This is a genomic window from Streptococcus sp. Marseille-Q5619, from assembly GCF_946901205.1.
Taxonomy (GTDB): domain Bacteria; phylum Bacillota; class Bacilli; order Lactobacillales; family Streptococcaceae; genus Streptococcus.
Map to the genome: position 1 here is coordinate 184,957 of NZ_CAMPPO010000001.1, position 20,081 is coordinate 205,037.

Annotated in this window: 20 protein-coding genes, 1 pseudogene and 1 other annotated feature; of the genes and pseudogenes, 4 read left to right on the forward strand and 17 right to left on the reverse strand. The window is 34.7% G+C overall.

What is annotated here, in order from left to right; all coding sequences use genetic code 11:
- Window positions 1-58: 58 nt before the first annotated feature.
- From trpX to OC530_RS00905, 14 genes and pseudogenes are all read right to left on the reverse strand, one after another.
- A complete protein-coding gene (gene trpX / locus OC530_RS00840) occupies window positions 59-1,063 on the reverse strand; it encodes a tryptophan ABC transporter substrate-binding protein (RefSeq protein WP_262078697.1) in 1,005 nt (334 codons plus the stop codon).
- A 39-nt stretch (window positions 1,064-1,102) separates the two neighbouring features.
- Entirely contained in the window at window positions 1,103-1,249 is a 147-nt protein-coding gene (locus OC530_RS00845; RefSeq protein WP_000694301.1) for a hypothetical protein, read from the reverse strand.
- A gap of 76 nt (window positions 1,250-1,325) precedes the next feature.
- Window positions 1,326-1,543: a binding site (T-box leader), on the reverse strand.
- A 69-nt stretch (window positions 1,544-1,612) separates the two neighbouring features.
- Window positions 1,613-4,309, reverse strand: coding sequence for a phosphoenolpyruvate carboxylase (gene ppc, locus OC530_RS00850; RefSeq protein WP_262078700.1), 2,697 nt, complete (start codon window positions 4,307-4,309; stop codon window positions 1,613-1,615).
- A gap of 24 nt (window positions 4,310-4,333) precedes the next feature.
- Window positions 4,334-5,557, reverse strand: a complete 1,224-nt coding sequence (gene ftsW / locus OC530_RS00855) for a cell division peptidoglycan polymerase FtsW (RefSeq protein ID WP_061439109.1) — start codon at window positions 5,555-5,557, stop codon at window positions 4,334-4,336.
- A 143-nt stretch (window positions 5,558-5,700) separates the two neighbouring features.
- Window positions 5,701-6,015, reverse strand: a pseudogene (locus OC530_RS00860) (transposase family protein); the annotation flags it as partial.
- A 182-nt stretch (window positions 6,016-6,197) separates the two neighbouring features.
- Window positions 6,198-7,367: a hypothetical protein gene (locus tag OC530_RS00865; protein ID WP_173218370.1), complete on the reverse strand. Its 1,170-nt coding sequence runs from the start codon at window positions 7,365-7,367 to the stop codon at window positions 6,198-6,200.
- Between the two features lie 23 nt (window positions 7,368-7,390).
- Window positions 7,391-8,461, reverse strand: a complete 1,071-nt coding sequence (locus OC530_RS00870) for a hypothetical protein (RefSeq protein WP_262078705.1) — start codon at window positions 8,459-8,461, stop codon at window positions 7,391-7,393.
- Window positions 8,462-8,807: 346 nt separating this feature from the next.
- Entirely contained in the window at window positions 8,808-10,091 is a 1,284-nt protein-coding gene (locus tag OC530_RS00875; RefSeq protein ID WP_262078707.1) for a cellulose synthase, read from the reverse strand.
- A gap of 75 nt (window positions 10,092-10,166) precedes the next feature.
- Window positions 10,167-10,511 (reverse strand): hypothetical protein, encoded by a 345-nt coding sequence (locus OC530_RS00880; RefSeq protein WP_001127480.1) that lies wholly within the window; start codon window positions 10,509-10,511, stop codon window positions 10,167-10,169.
- Window positions 10,512-10,697: 186 nt separating this feature from the next.
- Window positions 10,698-11,462, reverse strand: a complete 765-nt coding sequence (locus OC530_RS00885; RefSeq protein WP_261032919.1) for an ATP-grasp domain-containing protein — start codon at window positions 11,460-11,462, stop codon at window positions 10,698-10,700.
- A 62-nt stretch (window positions 11,463-11,524) separates the two neighbouring features.
- A complete protein-coding gene (locus OC530_RS00890; RefSeq protein ID WP_000179769.1) occupies window positions 11,525-11,713 on the reverse strand; it encodes a hypothetical protein in 189 nt (62 codons plus the stop codon).
- A 321-nt stretch (window positions 11,714-12,034) separates the two neighbouring features.
- A complete protein-coding gene (locus tag OC530_RS00895; protein ID WP_262078718.1) occupies window positions 12,035-12,601 on the reverse strand; it encodes a hypothetical protein in 567 nt (188 codons plus the stop codon).
- 552 nt (window positions 12,602-13,153) lie between these two features.
- The gene (locus tag OC530_RS00900) at window positions 13,154-13,645 is read right to left on the reverse strand and encodes a phosphoribosylanthranilate isomerase (protein WP_262078720.1); all 492 of its coding nucleotides are present in this window, start codon (window positions 13,643-13,645) and stop codon (window positions 13,154-13,156) included.
- A gap of 93 nt (window positions 13,646-13,738) precedes the next feature.
- Window positions 13,739-14,491, reverse strand: coding sequence for a CPBP family intramembrane glutamic endopeptidase (locus OC530_RS00905; protein ID WP_262078722.1), 753 nt, complete (start codon window positions 14,489-14,491; stop codon window positions 13,739-13,741).
- Between the two features lie 422 nt (window positions 14,492-14,913).
- Between OC530_RS00905 and OC530_RS00910 the strand changes: the two genes are divergently transcribed.
- Genes OC530_RS00910 through OC530_RS00925 form a run of 4 tightly spaced genes read left to right on the forward strand, consistent with a single transcriptional unit; the run spans window position 14,914 to window position 16,158 of the window.
- Window positions 14,914-15,159, forward strand: coding sequence for a hypothetical protein (locus OC530_RS00910; RefSeq protein ID WP_001813542.1), 246 nt, complete (start codon window positions 14,914-14,916; stop codon window positions 15,157-15,159).
- Window positions 15,156-15,491, forward strand: a complete 336-nt coding sequence (locus OC530_RS00915) for a hypothetical protein (protein ID WP_000806926.1) — start codon at window positions 15,156-15,158, stop codon at window positions 15,489-15,491. Before OC530_RS00910 ends, OC530_RS00915 begins: the two co-directional genes overlap by 4 nt.
- A 12-nt stretch (window positions 15,492-15,503) precedes the next feature.
- On the forward strand, window positions 15,504-15,872 hold the full coding sequence (locus OC530_RS00920) for a hypothetical protein (protein ID WP_262078725.1): 369 nt from the start codon (window positions 15,504-15,506) through the stop codon (window positions 15,870-15,872).
- Complete coding sequence (locus OC530_RS00925; protein ID WP_070697132.1) at window positions 15,859-16,158, forward strand: DUF5960 family protein; 300 nt, start codon at window positions 15,859-15,861, stop codon at window positions 16,156-16,158. Before OC530_RS00920 ends, OC530_RS00925 begins: the two co-directional genes overlap by 14 nt.
- Before the next feature lie 117 nt (window positions 16,159-16,275).
- Here the strand turns inward: OC530_RS00925 and msr(D) are convergent, their stop codons facing one another.
- The 3 genes from msr(D) to OC530_RS00940 form a co-directional block, all read right to left on the reverse strand.
- Complete coding sequence (gene msr(D), locus OC530_RS00930; RefSeq protein ID WP_000420313.1) at window positions 16,276-17,739, reverse strand: ABC-F type ribosomal protection protein Msr(D); 1,464 nt, start codon at window positions 17,737-17,739, stop codon at window positions 16,276-16,278.
- A gap of 119 nt (window positions 17,740-17,858) precedes the next feature.
- On the reverse strand, window positions 17,859-19,076 hold the full coding sequence (mef(A), locus tag OC530_RS00935; protein ID WP_000417519.1) for a macrolide efflux MFS transporter Mef(A): 1,218 nt from the start codon (window positions 19,074-19,076) through the stop codon (window positions 17,859-17,861).
- A gap of 385 nt (window positions 19,077-19,461) precedes the next feature.
- Entirely contained in the window at window positions 19,462-19,632 is a 171-nt protein-coding gene (locus OC530_RS00940) for a hypothetical protein (protein ID WP_000873143.1), read from the reverse strand.
- Window positions 19,633-20,081: the final 449 nt, after the last annotated feature.

Genomic DNA, 20,081 nt, shown 5'->3' on the forward strand with positions numbered 1-20,081 from the left:
CTATATGATTTCTATTGTAAAAAATTGGAGGAGATGTCCCCAACTCCTCCATTACAGATTATTCAATTACTTGTCCTGCTTCTTTAAGAACAGATTCAGGAATCGTAATACCTAGTTCTTGTGCCAATTTTTTGTTGATCACTGATTTACCAGTTGAAAAGACATTGACTGGGGTATCGGCTGGTTTTGCACCTTTCAAGACTTGCGCAATCATTTTTCCAGTTGCCACACCAAGGTCATGTTGGTCAACTACAACGGATGCCAAACCACCTACTTCTACCATAGCTGTCGCACTTGGATAAATTGGTTTCTTAGAACTTTGATTGCTAGAGACAACCGTTGGAAATCCTGATGCAATGGTGTTATCAATTGGAACCCAAATAGCATCTACCTTGCTAGTCATAACAGTGACAGTTGAGGCAATTTCATTTGTTGAAGGAACTGCAAATGTTTCCACTGTCAGACCTGCTTTTTCAGCATAAGCCTTAAATTCTTCGACCTGTGTTTTTGAATTGTCTTCGCTACTTGAGTAAAGAGCTCCGATTGTTTTCACATTCGGTGTCAGAGCCTTGATGAGTTCAACTTGTTGTTGAGCTGGATTGTGGTCAGATACCCCTGTAATGTTGCCACCTGGTTTTTTCAAATCTTTGACCAAGTTAGCACCAATTGGGTCTGTAATAGCGGCCATGATAACCGGTAGGTCTTTTGTGGCACTAGCCAAACCTTGAGCAGCTGGTGTTGCAATACCAACCACAAGATCATTACCATTTGCAACCAATTGTTTACTCATTGTCGCAACCTTACTTTGGTCGCCTTCTGAGTTCATAAAGTCGATTTTCAACTGATCATCTTTATATCCTTCTTCTGCAAGTCCATCTTGGATCCCTTTATAAATCAAATCAAGAGATGGATGACTCACAAATTGAAGCACACCAATCTTGGCTATTTTCTTCTCATCCTTATTATTCTGAGCTTCTGATTTATTCATTGAAGAATAAATCAAGCTTCCTGCTACTAAGACCGCTAATGCAGCAATAATTCCAATTAAACGTTTATTTTTCATTCTATTTCTCCTTTTATTCCTTTAAAATACTTCACTTATCTAATACTCTTCGAAAATCTCTTCAAACCACGTCAGCGTCGCCTTGCCGTAGCTATGGTTACTGACTTCGTCAGTTCTATCCACAACCTCAAAGCAGTGCTTTGAGCAACCTGCGGCTAGCTTCCTAGTTTGCTTTTTGATTTTCATTGAGTATAAACAAGCGACGCCATCGTTTTCTTTCCATACTAACCTCCATCAAAAAAATCCTCACACAAAAAATTTGTGTGAGGACGTCGATGCGCGGTACCACCTCAATTATAGGGAATTTCCCTATCGCTCTGTCTCGCAATAACGAGATGCACTGTAAGGTGTGCTCACCGAATTCTTATGATTTCAAATTCTAAATAGCATTCAGCCCAATTTTCATCATCGCCACTTATCTGTTTTCAGCTACCACAGACTCTCTTTAAAGTTTGTACGATTACTTTTCTGAATGGTTAAATTATATCATTTTTAAACTACTTGTCAATAGTCTATTAGAATTTTTTTGATATTCACTCTTGAAAATTATCAACCTGAATTACGCAATCCTGTCGCAATTCCGTTGATGGTGATATGAATCAATCGTTCTTGATCACTGGACAATTCTCCACGACGTTGGCGTTTGATCAACTCCAACTGAATATAGTTGAGAATATTAAAGTAAGGCATACGGTAATCCAGACTAGCTTTTAGATATGGATTGTCAGCTAAGAGTTCGTCATGTCCTTCAATAGCCAAGATAACGTTCTTAGTAACTTGCCATTCATTTAAAATAGTCTCATAGATGGTCTTAACTTGCTCGTCTTCACAAAGTTTAGCATATTCAAAAGCAATATTCATATTTGATTTTGATAAAACCATATCAACATTTGAAAGAAGCGATTGGAAGAAAGGCCAATTTTGGTACATATCTCGTAGGATAGCGATATTTTCTGGATTTTTATCGATAAATTCCTTGAAGCTTGAACCAACCCCGTACCATCCAGGGAACATAACACGACTCTGTGACCATGAGAATACCCAAGGGATGGCACGCAAACCACCGATTTCAGTAATCGTCTTACGAGCGGCTGGACGAGAACCAATATTAAAACTTGAAATAGCCTTGATTGGACTTGACTCAAAGAAATAATCATAGAAATGCTCATTACCAAAGACCAAATCACGGTAGATATCATAACTACGGTCCACTACTTGATCCATAATAGCTTCATAACGATTTGAGGTATTGGTATCGCTCTTCTTCTGAGTAATCATACGGTTAATAGCTGCCGATACTAGCATTTCAAGGTTATAGTAAGCGGCGTCTTTGTTACCGTATTTATTGCCAATTACTTCACCCTGCTCCGTCAAGCGGATACGATCCTTGATAGACTTGAGCGGTTGAGATGTGATGGCTTCATAGGTTGGCCCACCACCACGACCGACAGTACCACCACGACCATGGAAGAAGGTAACCTTAACGCCAAATTCATCTCCAATAGCAGTCAATTGTTGTTGAGCCTTGTAAAGGGTCCAACATGATGACAAGTAACCACCATCTTTATTACTGTCAGAGTAGCCAAGCATGATTTCTTGGTAGTTATTTCGTGAGGCAATCCATTTTTTGGCAAGAGGAAGAGAAAGATATTGTCTCATTGTTTCCTCTGAGTAATCCAAGTCTTCAATTGTTTCAAAAAGAGGAACAATCTGAACACGCGCCCTTTCCGTATCCACCAGTCCTACTTCTTTTAATAGAATAGCTAATTCTAGCATATCAGAAAGGCTGGTTGCATGTGAAATGATGGTCTGACGGATGACATCATCTCCCAACTTATCTTTCAAAACACGAGCCGTCTTAAAAATAGCTAGTTCTTTTGCTAATAATTCTGATTTCTCTGCGTGAGTCGCAGAAAGAATTCGGGGATCTTCTTCTAATTCTTTCAAGAGAAGGTCACATTTTTCTTCTTCACTCAACTCACTATAGCGAGAATGAATTCCTGCTGATTTCAAGAGTTCTGCCACACAGGCTTCATAGACGCTAGAGTCTTGTCGCATATCAATTGATGCTAGGTAAAAACCAAATATCTCTACTGCCTGCAGTAATTCAACAAAATCACCTGAAATCAAGGACTCGCCCTTATTTTCTAGTAGAGAATCTCGAATGGCAATCAAATCCTTGTAGAAATCATTGGCGGTTTCATAACGAGTCCCAACTTCCTTATCCTCAATCAGATAGGTTTTAGTTGCCTGAATTTTTGATTGAATATCAAACAAGGCACGACGGTAAAGCTCTTTTTCACGGTAAATCGAGTTATCCTTGGATTGACGAGCCATTTCTCTGACTTGCTTACTGACATTGACAATACTAGTTGAAAGAGAAAATTCACGATAAAGTTGGTAAATCTTTTCATCATAGTAGTTCATGATGACTTCACACTGAGTGAGTGCAGACTGCTTCAAGGTCTCTGCTGTAACAAATGGATTTCCATCACGGTCACCACCTATCCACATACCCATGGTGATTGGTTTAGCCTGTTTTAAATTCAGACCATGCGCTTGCGCTAAGCGCTTATACTCCGTCGTCAAGTGAGGTACAGCTTTCAAAAAGGAGCTGTTGTAATATTCCATAGCATTCGTGATTTCGTTAGTCACTTTTAATTTTTTCTCACGAATCATGTCTGTCTGCATGATAATTTCGATATAACGGCGCAAATCATTGTGCCATTTTTCTTTATTGATCAACCCCAACTTAACATCACGGTATTTACGCAAAAGACTATGAATATGATTTGTTAAATCCAACATACTTTTGCGTTGCACTTGTGTTGGATGGGCTGTCAAAACAGGGACAACATTCAAGTGTTCAAGAATTTCAACGGCATTTTCTTTTTCAGCAACCATTTTGATCGTTGTAGATAATTTACCTAAATAATCCTGATCAATATTATTTTGATGATTGATTTCATAAGCTAAATCCACATCCTCTGAAATATTAATCAAAAGAGGTAAGATTGAAAAATAGCGTGAAATATAGACCATTTCATCATTTGATAAGCTAGTCACTAGACGGTTTAGACCTTGATAATCTTCCTGCGTTGATAATTCTTTCAACTGCATGATTTTTTTAAAGGTCTCTGGGGCAAGCATATTTTTAGTAATATCTTCCAGCAATTCTGTTAGAATCAATACTTCTTCTTGCACAACACTTTTATTACTATAATTTTCTAATTTTTGAAGAGACATAGACTATCCTTTCTTTATTCTACTTCACAGAAGGTTCATTGGTTGATTTTCCAATTCTCGGTACAACTTAGCGCGTTTTTCACTGGCATCAATATTTAAGACAAAGGCCACTGCCACTGACAAGACTAGAAGACTATTTCCACCCTGGGATAAGAAGGGGAAAGTCACTCCTGTAGATGGAATCAAGCCCGAAATCCCTCCGATATTAACAAATACCTGAACCAACATCATCCCTCCGACACCGAGTGCAACCATGGCATTGAAAGGATTCTCCGCTCGGATACCGACCAAGATAATCCGCAAAATCATGAAAAACAAGAGAGCTAAAATAAGACTGGCACCAACAAAGCCAAATTCTTCAATCACGATAGAAAAGACAAAGTCTGTATGAGCTTCTGGTAAATAACCTCGTTTTTCAATCGAGTTTCCAAGACCTAGACCAAACCAACCGCCATTGACCATGGCAAAATAAGAATTAGATAACTGGTGACCCGCATCAGCACGATCGGCAAAAGGATTAAAAAAGGCACTAAAGCGCTTGGCTACATAGCCAAATACTGGGATTTTTGAAAAGGTCTCAACACCGATTAGGCTGATAGTGGTTAAGACAAAGACAGAAGCGGCAGATACGAGCGCCAGAATGGTTGAAAACCAGCGATAAGCGATTCCACTAACTGTATACATAATCAAGGAAACCAAGACTAAAATAGTCGCATTCCCTAAATCAGGGAAAATTCCCAAACTTCCAATCAGAACTAGGAGAACGAATCGCCAATCATTAAAAGCACGGGGAAGCCATTGATTTTGAGTCAAAACTTGAAAATCATAAATAGCTATTTCTTCTTGCTGTTTGGAGAATCGGTGAGCCAAATACCAAATAATAATGATTTTCAAGTACTCAGCTGGCTGAATAGTTACTCCTGCAACCGAAATCCAACCGTATGCCCCGTTTACGGAAATACCAATAAAACGAGCTAAGAACAATAAAACCATTTCTATCAATATAACTAAAATAATTAGTCGCTCATTTCTCAAAAAATCTAGTCTCAATTTATAAATTAAGGCAATCAGTATCAAACTAACAATCCAAAAGATTCCTTGGTTTCGAACCAATTGCAAGGCGCTCTTGCCTTCTTCAATTAAAATAGCACTGGTGGTCGAATAGACCACAATCAAGCCCAAAATAGATAAAAGCAAGTAGGGAATCAAGATGGAATAATTTAATAAGTGCCTCTTACTAATCTTCATAGTATCACCACTCTACTAGGATACAGACAAATCTGTTCCAAATTCCGTTTTATTTTCTAGTTTTGATTGCTATTATACCATTTTTTCAGAAAGAAAAAAACTCTTACCTTACAATCCTTCGAATTTTACTGTTTTTACAGAATTAAGGCAGAATTTGAAATCGTAAAACCATTTTGAATAAGAGTTGCTTCAATCCATTGACTCCGACTAATTATGTTGCTTTCGTGAATGCCAAAATCAGCCGAAATTTGTTCATAAGTGCGCTATTCTCGCATGTATTGAATAGTTACCTTGAGGAGATCGTCTAGGCTTAATTTGGATTTTCGTCCACCTTTTGCGCGTTTACGTTGATAAGCTGTTTTTAACACAGATAACATCTCTTCAAAAGTCGTGCGCTGAACACCTACAAGGCTCTTGAAACGGATATCGCTTAATTGTTTACTTGCTTCATCATCCATAGTTTTATTGTCTTGTATTTTTGTTTCGCAGAAAGTCTATTATCCCTTTCGTTCCAAGGTTTTTACGCTTTTTCAAGCAATCCTACACACTCCACGTGTGGTGCTAGCAAACTTCTATATTATAGAACGAAAGTATGTAAAAGTGATTTTGGAATAATACTATAGAACGGAACTATTAAAATTTATTTAGTAAGGAAATCCCCTAACTCACTGACCAATCCTTGCTTTATAGAACAGAAATCAATACTCTGAACTTTCGTCTCACGTAATGTAATTTTTTCTGCAGTAGTATAAAAATCTAATTCATCTTGAGTGAAGAAATCTAGTGCATCATATCGACGTATAGGTATAAGTTTTTCATTATAATAAACCAGCATTTTAATCGGATTGACTCGTAATACCTCAGCCACTCCAGAATCCGCAGTTGCGAAATAATGGAGATAAATCACATCTGAATTTTCAATACAATTGAATAAAGTACTTTGTTCCAATAGTCTTATATGAAAAATATCCCATGCTGTATTATGTATTTTATCAATTAACTTCTTAGCCCCTAGCTGTAACTTTTTAAATATTTCTTGAACAGCACTATCATTTTTCAAAAAAAGTATTAATAAAGTCATTTCCAATTCTAAAAATACGCATAAATCCTCAAAACAATAGCGTTTAAACTCAGCTACTTTAGCTTTTGTAGAAAGATTTTTTGTATTTTTCAAAACGAATGCTTTCAATATATAGCAACATACTGCCTCATACTGTTGTATCACCTCATCATTGCTTAGGTAGTTTTCTGCATCTTCCCAGATTTCTTTCATCCAAATATATTTATCTGGTTTTAGAGTCTGAGGCACATTAGATTGAAATACTTCAAAATTAGTGCTATCAAAATAAACATAACTTTCAATCATTTTGGCTAATAATTCACGATTTATTGGGGTGGTATATCTTTCCATTAAAGCATTTGAAATATTATTTGTTAGACGCAACGATTTAATTTCGTGTAAAAATTTAATTAAATTCTCCTTATCTGGGACATTTCTTCCTCTATATAAATCATGTATGTAGGTAAAAATGTTTAAGTCATAATTGATAATTCTGGCAACGGGTAAGAAATTATCCTTAGCATTCACAGTATTTTTATCAATAACCCAAATTTTTTGGTAATCTCCCAAACCAATCAGATTAAACTTTCCATAGCTAAATGATTTGCCTATATTACCAAAATTTGACTTTTCTTCATCAAATAGAAAAACTCTACACTCATGAAGGTTCCATCTATTGAAAACTTCTATTTTCTGTATGGTCGTTTCACACTTAACTAGCTCCTGAATAAAAGGATATATTTCAAGCATAGGTGTTTAACCTCCAAAAATATTTAGTTGTCTTGTTCATAACGAATAACTTCTTCCCAATAATCATACTCATCACAAATATACAACATTGCATTAAATAACTTCAAAAACTCTTGTTCTTCGATTTCTTTCTCCCACCGACCATGACTAATCATATGTCGATTTGGTTCATCAAGTGTAAATCTATTAGTATCTTTGAAGAAACTATACAGCCAGTGCATCAGTCCTACATCGCTAAACGACTTATCAATAAATATATTATCAATTTCTTTAATCGCTCGGTGACCTACTGGTATTTTTTTCTCTAATGAAGTCATTTCTGAAATTCTATTTAGTGCACCATCAATTGCCAAACTTCCCAGAGTGTATGCTGCATAAAAGTTTCGATTAAAGTAGCAATCAACCATTGATTTTACAAGAGGAGCTGAATAACACGCTGAATTTTGTAAGTCAATAATAAAATCCTCATTTTTTAGTTTATCCCTAAGCAGCTCTAACCATTCGTCCTCCAAGGTATTCCATTCCTCAGCAAGTAAACGTTGATAAACATTTCTATCACGAAAATAAATAACCCATCCATTTTCTGCCAGCAGTTGAACTCGAGAAATAATCTGCTCAATTTCTTCTTGTGTGTAAATCGAAGGCAGTGACTTTAAAAGTTCATTAATGCCACTAAAAGTCTTTGAATAATCAATTTGATAGCTAGCAATTAAATTTTTAGCAGACTCTGCAATGTTTTGAATTGCTTGCAAGTGTGTGCTTGACAACATCTTATTGTACGAATCAATCACTTCTAACATAACATTAATAACGCTTTTGTCCACTTGAATTGATGAAGGCAGACTTAGTAAAGAAGTTGTCAAATTAGTAATATTCACTAATTTAGCTGAACTTAATACATTTGAAGTTGCAGTTAATTCTGAAATAATGTTAGCATTTACAGTTGCTTGAAAGCTACTAAAGGTATCAGCCAAAACAGAAATAGGTGTAGTATTTTGTCCCAATTTTATCTTTTCAGAGAGGTTTGTTGAGCTGTCTAAGGGAATTTTTTTAGAGTCTATTTCAACTTTCTTCACTTTAATACTATCAATCATTTTGTCCCCCAAAAACAGCTTATTCATATTGTTTATTATACCACTAAAACTATAAAAAGACCTTAGCCATTAAGAAGTTCAACTTGAACAACCACTTTGATACAAATTGTTCCTGAACAATAAAAATTTTGTTTTCAAAAAATCTTACTATTTTAATTTATAGAAATAACAAGCAGTGATAGTGACTAAACATAGTGCAAGAAAACTTCTAAATTATAGAACGAAAGTATATACTATCTTGTATTAAAGACCTATTTATAATAAATGTGTAAAATGATTTATTATTAGTTTAGTTAATCATTTACTCTAATAACACTACACTCTGTGAAAAACTAAAAACACAAATTTACCAGTAGTACCTTTTCTCACTTAGATATTGTTCTTTTTCTTCTCTAGAATTTTCATGATTTCTGATTCCTAATAATTCATCTGATGAAGAAACTATTGGGTCGATCCAGTCAGCCTTGGATCTAATCCAATCAATTTCCTCTTTACTAAGTTTCCCTACTATCTCCAGTTTATCAGCCATCAGTCTTAAATCATTTGCTGTTTGAAAATCTTCTAGCATATTCAGAAGAGACATTGTCCGCTTCTTCTCTTCTTCGATTCTATTTTGTAATTTTCTTTTTCGCTCTTGCTCCTCTTCGTATAGTCTTGCTTTCTCTTCACGTTCAAGGCGTAAGTTCTTAACTTTATAATGCTCTTGGTAAATTAAAACAATTATTTCTGGGATTGATTGTTCAAGTGTGAATTCTTTAGTATCTTTAATGTATTTACCATCTATTATCTTAAATCGGAATTTTCCATTTGGTATATAGTCATACTTCTTTATTCTTGGTTTAAAAGCATATCCATTAAACTTAACGCTATCATTGTACTCTGCTAGTTCTTTAGCTTCTTCTTTTGTTAATTCATGACTTACTTTGTCTGTTGATTCTATAACTTCAAAACGAACAATATCCTTATCAATTTGAATATCCCAATTTGGAGTTACATTATCACCGATTCTTTCAATAATAGTAACGAGTGTATCTAAAAAGCGATATAAACGTGGAAGAGAATTTAGTGAAATATTTTTTACAAATTTAGGTTCTTTTAAATCATTATATCTGTGCCTAGAATCAAAGTAAGGATAAGAAGCTGCTTTTTCCCTCTTATTCCACTCTGTAATTTTATCTCTTAGATTAGCTACAGATTTATGTAATCTCTTATTTGGAGCCTGGTTTAGATTTGAAACTGCTTCAATAATACGCTCTATTTTATCGTCCTCTATAAATGATAATGAACTTCTTATACTAGTTGTATCAAGTTTAACAGTATCTTTATTTTTATCTTCCGAAGTCTCATCTTTATGTTTAGCAGGCTTTATTCTATTGTTCTTTAGACTTTTTCTATCAATATTAACTTCATTTACGTCATTTTGTGGTAATGGAACAATAAGCTCACTTAAATCTTGTCCAGTATTCTTACGATACCAATAACTACCATTTGGAATTGGGATTTCAAATTCTTTGCATTTCTTAAGTAAGTCTGAATAGCTTAAATCATATTTCAATGAAACTTGTTTTGCACTTATCTCCCAGATTTCTTCATAGAGTTCTTCTCTAGAAAAGGTCTTTATCATCTTCATTTGAAACACCTTTACCCTTATATTTTACATCACCGTTTTTATATTTACCAAGCGAAAACGCAAATTCAAAAACTTCTAATTCTTCACTTCTGCATTTTCGCTTAATATAAAAAGTAGATCTTGTTTTAAAACGTTAAATTCCTCTATAATTTTTTCTAAACTAGTTTCAATATTTTCAACACGGATCTCTGAGAGCTTACCGTGATTGTATGAAATCATTCTTTCAGCAATAATATGATAAGACCAACTCTCAGTGAAACGTCTATCTCTTTCTTCGTTATGAATAGCAAAACCAATTGGAAGAAGATTATTTCTAAGACCTATAGCAACTGCCTGTGAACTTATACCTAAATAATCACCAGCAATTTTTAATGTGATTTTATTTAATTTTCTAATATCTTCGTCGGTATATTTCGGCATGTCAGTACTCCTTTTTTTATAATTCAAGTTGATGATTTAATAATCATGTCAATTGTTTTCATACTTTCTAAACAATTTTCAAATATATAGCGTTTTCATTATTTTCTTATCCTATTATATCATTATTCAAAATAAAAAACTGCAACTTACTCGTTGCAGTTAAACACAGATTTACTTCTGTTCCTTTTAGAAACTTATATTTCCATTTTCAGGCATAGTAAAAACATCGTTTTTTTCAAAATAAGGTTTTACAATTTCTTTCCATCTAGCTTTATGAAAATTGATTGAGTTTAAAGGAGATAGGCCATAATTTCCTAATGCATAACCATCATTTACTTCAACAACAAGTGTCTTGCCATCACTAGTAACACCGATATCTACTCCATAAGCTATTGGCGCATCTTTCCAACATGATATGGCTTCATCAATTACACTAGGATCAAATAATGCATGATAATCACCTGTATAGGGTCGAACATCTAATACGCGACCATCTAACACAAAACAACGCCATTCAGCTATGAATTCTACAACCTCACTAATCCATATAGGATAATCGAAAGGTAGACCAATACCTATTAAATCATGGGTTCCATTAACAACTCTTCCAGTAAAGACTTTTGATCCAGCTTTAGGTTTAATAAATTTCCCCCAATTATCAGGTATATTTACAATCTCTCCTAACACACCTTCATAAATATTTCGACCATAAAACTCTTTAAGCTCAATAGGATAGTCATAAACCGGAACGTTTAAGCCCATCATTTTTAGTAATGCTCTAGTCTCCGTTATATAATCTACAACTGTATCATCACTTGTTAACTGTTTTATTTCAGAAAAAGATTGATATAAAATAACTTCTTCTCCTTGTAAGTAGGCACCTACTTGAGCATTGTACTTATTAATTGAAACTTCACTTGGTAGTTTGCTTTGTCTAATATAAACAACCATTTCATCGCTCCTACATCACTAGTGTTACACCTATTTGTAAAAAAATAATAGCATTTATGCTGTTATTTTTTTGAGTAAATAGCTCCCATAATATCATCGAAATAATCAACGGTATTTAGGAGTAATTCTATAACTTGGGATTTTGTTAAACGCATTCCTCTTCTATCTCTAGCATCTTCTACTAAATTTTCAAGTTTCTCTAGATTTTTATCATCCAAGCTAATCATTATTCTATTTTTATCAGTTGCCATTTTCTTCACCTCAAGTTAATTCTATCACAGGTGTAACACTTGTGTCAACTGGCTTTTATAATACATTAGTTTAAAAGTGGAGAGGATTTTTAACACAGTAACTTTAAATCTTTGGTATTAAAAAATTTTCACAGTATTTATAGAAATAAAATCTGTCTCAAATAAGTTATCAAATCTAGTATAAATTATGAGTGACTACTCTAATACCTACACTCTAAACAAGAAAAAGGCTTACACTCAATGGTTTTCTTAACCCCCTTTGTTACAAGGATTTGACGATTTTACTAGCAAAGGTACATACTCACAAGGAACTGTGGTTGACTATTGAATCTCTCCCACCTCTTCTTTAACATATCCTTCTACATCTTCAATCTCTACAAACATTGGGTCTAAGTGACACAAGAAATGCCAATCTTCGCTCCCTTTTTTTCTGTAAAGAATCGCTTCACCGTCTTCACTTCCGAAAAAGCTTCTGTCGATTTCATATCCGCAGCTTTCTAAGAAGTCTTTTGCTTTACGATAGTTCGTTTCTCTTGTTTCGACATAGGCTTTAACTTCACGGTTGTTAACGACATATGCATCAATTTTTGAATATCCTTCGATCACTCTATCGTTTTTGAGGGATAAATTTGAAATCTCTTTCCAAATAATGTCTACATTTTCCTCAGGATCGAACATAAATTTAGATAAAGGAACAATATTTCCGTTAAAAATAATTTCCATATAATCCTGTATGTTCTTAGGATTAAAATACTCCACTTCAAAACCATCTTCTGTTTCCAGAGTGTATCCCGGGATTTGAGCTACAAAGGCTTTCCCATCTTCTATGGAATCAAATGCGACTAAATCTTTAGAATAATCATTTTGGTACAATTCCAATATAACCATCGATAATCTCTCCATTTTCATTATCTGTCTAATGTAAATAAGCACGTCACCTGACCAATTCAGGCTCTCTGTATCATCTCATCATATTTCCTACTTACTTTACGAGTCCTATACCCAGAATACATCTTATCGACCTTCGGTCTTACCTCGTCACATTGGCTGAACATCTACTTTTACTTCGCTGATGCTTCAACTCGTACAAGCAGTGATACCGCCTCCACATGTAGTAATATTCTGCTTTTATACTAATAAACAAAAGGCAATAAAAATCATTTTAAAATGATACTGTGGAGCGGAAAGAATATCACCACTTCCAAAAGAAACGACATCCATAACTCCAATTAAAATTACAATTGAAAATTCTCTAACATTAATCATCTAATTAACAAATCGTTACTTTCAATGATGGATATCCTGATCTAAATTTTAAAATGTTGTTTTCTTACTAATTCTTTTACTAGCCAATATAGTATAAATTAAATAATCAATAAAAATGATGATAAAAATAACATAGCAGCCCGTCTTACAACTTACTACTTTTCATATGATAATTTACAAATGACTTTCCAGCCACTCGATCTTTTTAAAATCCTTATTGTTATTGTGATCATTTCGATAGGAGTCTTGAGAAGAAGCTTTGTAAATACTTAGATACTGCTCCAGACTTGGAAGACGAAAAGTGATGCCTTCAATGTGAATAAGCTCTATATCCGATTCCGAGACTCCTGCAAAATCAGGTAAGGAATCGATACTTCCAAATTCAACACTCACTCTATCCTTTTGGAATTCATGCTCATGAATATCTATTAAGACGTAGCCTAAGTCTTTCATCACTTTCATTATCTTGTCCCGGTCATAAATTCTGAGATGATCAGGTGCTTCCCAACCTCTAGGGTCACCAGGCACATGAATGTCAATGTCAGAGGGCTCCCAATTTTCTTTCGTTCTAAACTCCAATCCCAAAGACCCCATCAGTGTCGGTGTAATTCCGACTCGATTTAAATGGAAACAAATGGTTTTAAATTCTTCAAATAAGAGACTCATGTTTACTCTAAACCTTTCATATAAATGTTCGTTATTTCTACTTTATTACATTACCTTGAACAAAATCATCTTCATTTTCTAGACTATACCCAGTTATTTTGGATACAAATTCTTTTCCTTACTAATTCTATTACTCGCCAATATTGTATAAATCAAATAACCAATAAAAATGATGATAAAAATAACATTAATTTTTAACACAAAATAGAGATTTAACAAATTTGCGAACGCATGAAATAATAGACAGTACCCCACAGATTTCGTTTGACGATAAAGAAGCCCTAAAACAAAACTTAAAAATAATGTATATATAAAAAATAAAATAAAAGGAAATCCTTGATGGCTTTCTCCAACTATAAACCATAAAGGCAGATGCCAAATTCCCCAAATTGATCCTACAATCAAATTAGATTGCCAATAAGTATATTTTTTATCAAGTAACGGTTGTAATATACCTCTCCATCCTAATTCTTCATGTCCACCACCAAAAAAAATTAATTGTATAAAGAATAGCGGCATCAGATAAATTGATACTCCGTTTAATTCTAAGGAAGATACAGAGAATAGTATCAAAATTGCTAACAAATGAATAATGAAGTAAATACTACTTTTTCCTTTCTTACTAAATAGAAAATGTTGAAATTTTATATTATTCCTTTTCAAATAAAAGCCACTTGCAATAGCTGGACCAAGTGCACCTACTATATGTAACATTCTCCCTATAAATGTTTCTAATCCCAAAATATGAGATTGAGTAAATATGGCAAGAAGTCCCCAAGCTATATAAGTAATTCCAAATGTACAATAAAGATAATTTTTAAAATTCTTTTTGTCAATTTCTGTCATTTTATCGCCCTTATCTTGATTATTTTAAGAATAATATTTTTACTGCTTCTTAGTTGCTGTCGATTATAACTACCTATATTCTATCACAAAAATGCAAAAAAAGCCTTACAATCAAGGCTTTTTATTATTGATTCATACCAAGCTTTCTAGGCTTTTACCAGCAAAGCTACACACTCGACATGTGCTGAGAGCTTTCTTCTATACTAATAGACGAAAGGGTGTGAAAATGATTTTTAAATGATACTGTGGAACGGAACAGTAGCCCTAGTATTGACTACTGTCGTTTCTATTCATATTGGCTATTCTAGGACTGAGATGAAAAAATCTATAAATGCTCAGAATAAAATTGAACCCGCAAATCTCCCCAAAACAATGGTGAGTCATGTACTTGTATTATTCCGAAAAAATACACCTCTGGTGCAGTGAGACAAATTGGTGTATCTTATAGTGGCTTCGTAGATGAAAGCTATACTCTACTATCACTCTTTGATGATGTAGAACAAATTGAAAAAGATAATAGACTTCAGACAGCTATTGATGTTGTCAGAGAACAGTTTGGTTTTTTAGCCATACAAAAAGGAACCGTCCTAACTGAAGGTTCCAGAAATATTGAACGCAGTAAACTTATCGGTGGTCATTCCGCGGGTGGATTGGAGGGATTAAAATGAAACAAGAAAAAAATACAGTACAATTTTCAGAAATCCGTAGCAAAGGATGTAATGATATTGAAATGCTTGAAAGATTTTTACATGGAATCGTTGAAACAGCAACTTCAAAACTTCGTCAGAGAAAACTCAAAACAACTGAAATATCGATACGACTAGTACATGCTAAATCTGAAAACCGATTACCATTGGAATTTACATTTAGCATTAAGCCAACAAGCTCATCTGTGATAATCTATACTGAGGTAATCAATCGCTTTAAAGAATGTTACACAGGTGGGGGAATTCAAGGTTTTACGATTCAATTTGATAAAAATACCCTTGCCTCTGCATAGAAAGGATTTGATATGATTGACCGTTCATATTTACCATTTCAATCAGCAAGAGAGTACCAGGATACAAAGATGCAAAAATGGATGGGCTTTTTCCTATCTGAACATGCATCAGCACTCTCTGATGATACAAACAAAGTAACGTACATGTCTGACTTATCACTAGAGAAGAAATTATTACTCCTCAGTCAAGTATACGCCGGGCAGCTACGCACACGCATTCAAGTGATTGAAAAAAACAAGCGTGTTTCCCACACTGGAACAATACCAAGTCTGAATAAGGATTTCATTTTGATAAAAACTACAACAGGTCACATCAATTTGAAATTGAAAGACATTATTAGTATTGAACTTGTTGAGGAGGTGCTTTATGAATCAGCTTAAGTTTCAGCGTAACCAACTGCAAATGGACTACTACAGCGAGAGCTACCAAGATTTTGAATGTGACTTCTACCGCTATTCCAACATGAATATTCCATTGACCTTCCTAACTGATGATATCCTAAAAACAATGGCGACTTCACGTAAGAATTACTTTGTCCTCAATAAGGAAAAGTCCAGAGATAACCGCGATCACTTCTTCATATTTGAAGTAAGTACCGTAGATGAGAATCCGCTAATCTATCATTATACATATAAGAAAACTACAATATATTTAGCAGAAAAATAGGAGCAGTTCAATTGACTGTTCCTATTTTTAATATTCATAAAATCTAAAGTCTTTATACTCTTTAACAATGGAGTCGCCAACCAGAACAGACTATACTGACCAGCGACTACCTTAAATTTAATGTTTCAGATTTATTTTCTTATCTCTAATTTCATAAACTACATCTGCTACATTTTCGAGTAATCGTTTATCGTGGGTGATAAACACGATAGTTCCGGTGTACTCCTTCATTAGTATTTCCAAAGCCTCTAAACTTGGTATGTCAAGGAAGTTACTGGGTTCATCCATTATTAGGATGTTATATCTACCCATGAGCATTTTAGCAAGCAACAATTTTATAATTTCTCCACCGCTTAAAACAGATAAACTTTTTCCAATATCGTTCTGTTTGAACCCCATAGATGCTAGCACTGAACGAATTTCTGATATATTGTAGTCACAATCCTTCTGCATAAACTCCATAACATTCTGATTACTGTTGTACTTGTAACCATTCTGTGCAAAGTAACCTATTTTTGCCTTAGGCGAAATAGAAATTCCTTCTTCATGGTTTAAGATCATTTGGATTAAAGTTGTTTTTCCGATTCCATTACCACCAGTTAACGCCACTTTTGCTCCTAACGGAATTTGAAAAGATGCATTTTCAAACAGAGCCTTATCCCCAAATACTTTATTAATTTCTGCACCGACTATAGGGTATGGATTATGGAGCTCCAATGCTTTACTTTGCCTGAAACGAATTCTGCGAATGCCTTCCGGAGCTTCTACTTTTCCTAAGGCCGCAATCCTGTGCTCTAGGGTTTTAGCAGCATTATACATCTTTTTTTCCTTACTTCCTATTGATTTTTGATGAGCTAAACGCCCTCCGTCTTCAGTACTTTTTTTCTTTGAAGAACCTTTTGCCTTCTGTTCTATTTTACGAGCCTGTTTTCGCTTTTCCTCCGCAGCCCTTTCCAATCGGGCACGTTCCGCAATAAATTGTTCGTATTCTGCAGCTTGGCTCTTACGTTCTTCCTCTTTCTGACGAAGATAATCAGAATAGTTTCCCCAATACTCAGTGATTTTGCCATCTTTCAGTTCCCATATTTTATCTACTATTTCATCAAGAAAATAGCGGTCATGGCTAATAACTAACAGTGCACCTGTAAAATATTTTAGCTGTCCTATTAGAAAATCAATTCCTTCACGGTCTAAATGGCTCGTAGGTTCATCCGCTAAAATACCATGAACCTGTGCCGATAAGGCCTGTGCTATTTTAAGCCTTGTTTCTTCACCACCGCTCATAGTCTGTATATTTAATTGCTCAACACCTAGCTTGCCTACAAGTGCAAAATCTTTTTCCTCCTGCAGAGTTACTTCGTCCAACTGGGGAATATAGGCAAGTTCACCCAGACGATTCATTTTACATCCTGGGGGAGTTAATTCTCCTAAAAGTACCCTGAGTAAAGTGCTTTTTCCAGCACCATTTGCTCCTACTAAACCAATACGGTCATAATCATATACTTCTAATTCATTTATATCTAAAACATCGCGTCCTTTGAATTCCACACGAATGTCTTTTGCTTTTAATATTAATTCCATAACATTTCCTCCTGTCTATAATCGCATGCTTTCATTTGCTTGTATGCAGGGAAAACCCTGCGATTTTAGCAGGAAGAGTTACATGAAAATAAGATACATAAATATTCCTCCAATATTGTTTATTTTAAATCTAATTTTCTAACCTCAGTTATCATTTGGCAAACTATAGCAATGCCAATAATTAAAATACCTGATAGTAAAAACCAATGATTTACACCGATTTTATCAGCAAAGAATCCAGAAAGAATTAACCCAATTGGCATAGCAAGTGACATGATACTTCCGATCAAAGAAAATACACGTCCTAAATATTCAGGCTTAATTTTCTCCTGAAAAAGAGCTGTTTGCACACCGCTATAAAATGGCACCGAAAGCCCCATTATTGCACAGCAAACTACGAATATTACAAATCCATTTGGAGGAAGTATTCCCGAAACGGCTAAACTGGTCCCCATTATAAAAAATGAACTTGTTATTAGTAATACATGCTTTTCGAAGCCCCCTAATCTTCCTAATAATAAGCCTCCTGCTAGCATCCCAAATGCAAAGGAAATTTCCGTAATAGAAATATGCACAGGTGTTCCATTAAAGTGTTCCATGCTTATTAAAGGAAATAGTGCATTGATTGGCATATAAACAAAAGTATATAGTGTTCCTAAGAGTAATAAGGCAAACAATCCTTTGTTTTGTCTCAGAACCACAACTCCTTCTTTCATCTCCCTTATGAAATTTGGTTCTAAACTTTGCACTTGATTACCCAGCTTAGGTATACGTACAATTGCTACCGTAATAGATGCAATCACAGCACCCAATACGTCGATGGCAATAATAGCATTTAAATCCCAAACGGAGTATAAGAGTGCTGCAACTGCCGGACTAACAATATAGCTTATAGACTGCAAAGACTGACTATAGCCTGCGCATTTCGTTAGCTGTTCTTCTGGTACTAAAAGTGGTGTAACCGCATTGAGTGCTGGGGTATGAAAAGCTGTTCCAATGCTACGGATAAACAATACTATCATAATCATCCAGACAGGTAGCTCCATACAGAATGCAACAATAGCAAGCACTGCACCAGCTGCTGCGATAATTAAATCGGCACCAATCATTATCTTCTTCCTATCATGACGATCCACTAGCACACCAATGGCAGGTCCCAAAATCGCATAGGGTAAAAAACCTACTAATGAAGCCATAGACAAGACCATCGCAGATCCTGTTTTTTCTGTAAGGTAAAAAATAATCGCCATTTGCAGGATGGCACTAGTGATTAATGATACTGCTTGCCCTGCCCATATTGCATAAAATTTTCGTTTCCAATTGTTGTATTTTTCCATTTATATTATCTCCTGCATATTATTTTGCTTGAATTTCTATTTTGAATAGCATTCTAGGCAATAAAAAATGCAGGCCAAACCCCACAATGTGGCTTTTGGTCTGCATACATACAATTTGGAAACATTCATATTAAAGACATAGTTAAATAAAGGTATAGTTAAATAACCAATATCCTCACCGTAACTAATGAATGCTCAATATCGTATAAATAAGCACAACAAAAAAGCCTATCATCGGGTATAGATTCTGCTTTTTTTATTGCCAGCTTATCTTAAACGCATTGAGGCTGTCATAGTTTCGGTTCCTCCTACATCTTTGTTTATATCAATTTATAGTATAACACAACAAGATGATATGTTCAATATAAAAGTTATGGAATGAGACTCATACTTCCAATTCGATGCCAGATTTAAAGGATATCACGAAGTTTTCTTCATAGACTGTAACGCTCTGGATTATCTTCCTTAGTAGCAAGCGATTAGCTTTCACAAAATCTTCTGTTTGTAGTTTTAAAAATTCATCAGGATTTTCTAACTCAACCTCAAAATATTTCATTTTACATTCCCTCATTTCATTTATTGATAAATTGAGTTTGCAAAAAAGAGTGGACAATTTTTGTCTACTCTTAACTTTTAAAATAGTTTTTTTTAATCGATTTGAAGTTGCCTAAATTATTACTTATTCGGTAAAATGAAGTATTGCTTTCAACAGATTTCCTTCAACTACACTTCACTTGATTCAAACAAGGTGGGTACATTTCTATTCCCACAAACTCCTTGTCAATGGAAACAAACACGTACCCACAGGGTAAATGGAAATAGAAACTGATAATTTCTAGCTATCACTTCTACTCATTCCAAAAATTTTCTCACTCTGATACTTACCCACCATAAAGCAAAAAGCCTTGCAATCAAGGCTTTTCGTTATCCCTTTCATTCAAAGGTTTCTATGTTTTTACGAGCAGAGCAACACACTCAGCGGTTCGCTATCTCCGTTCTGTCTGC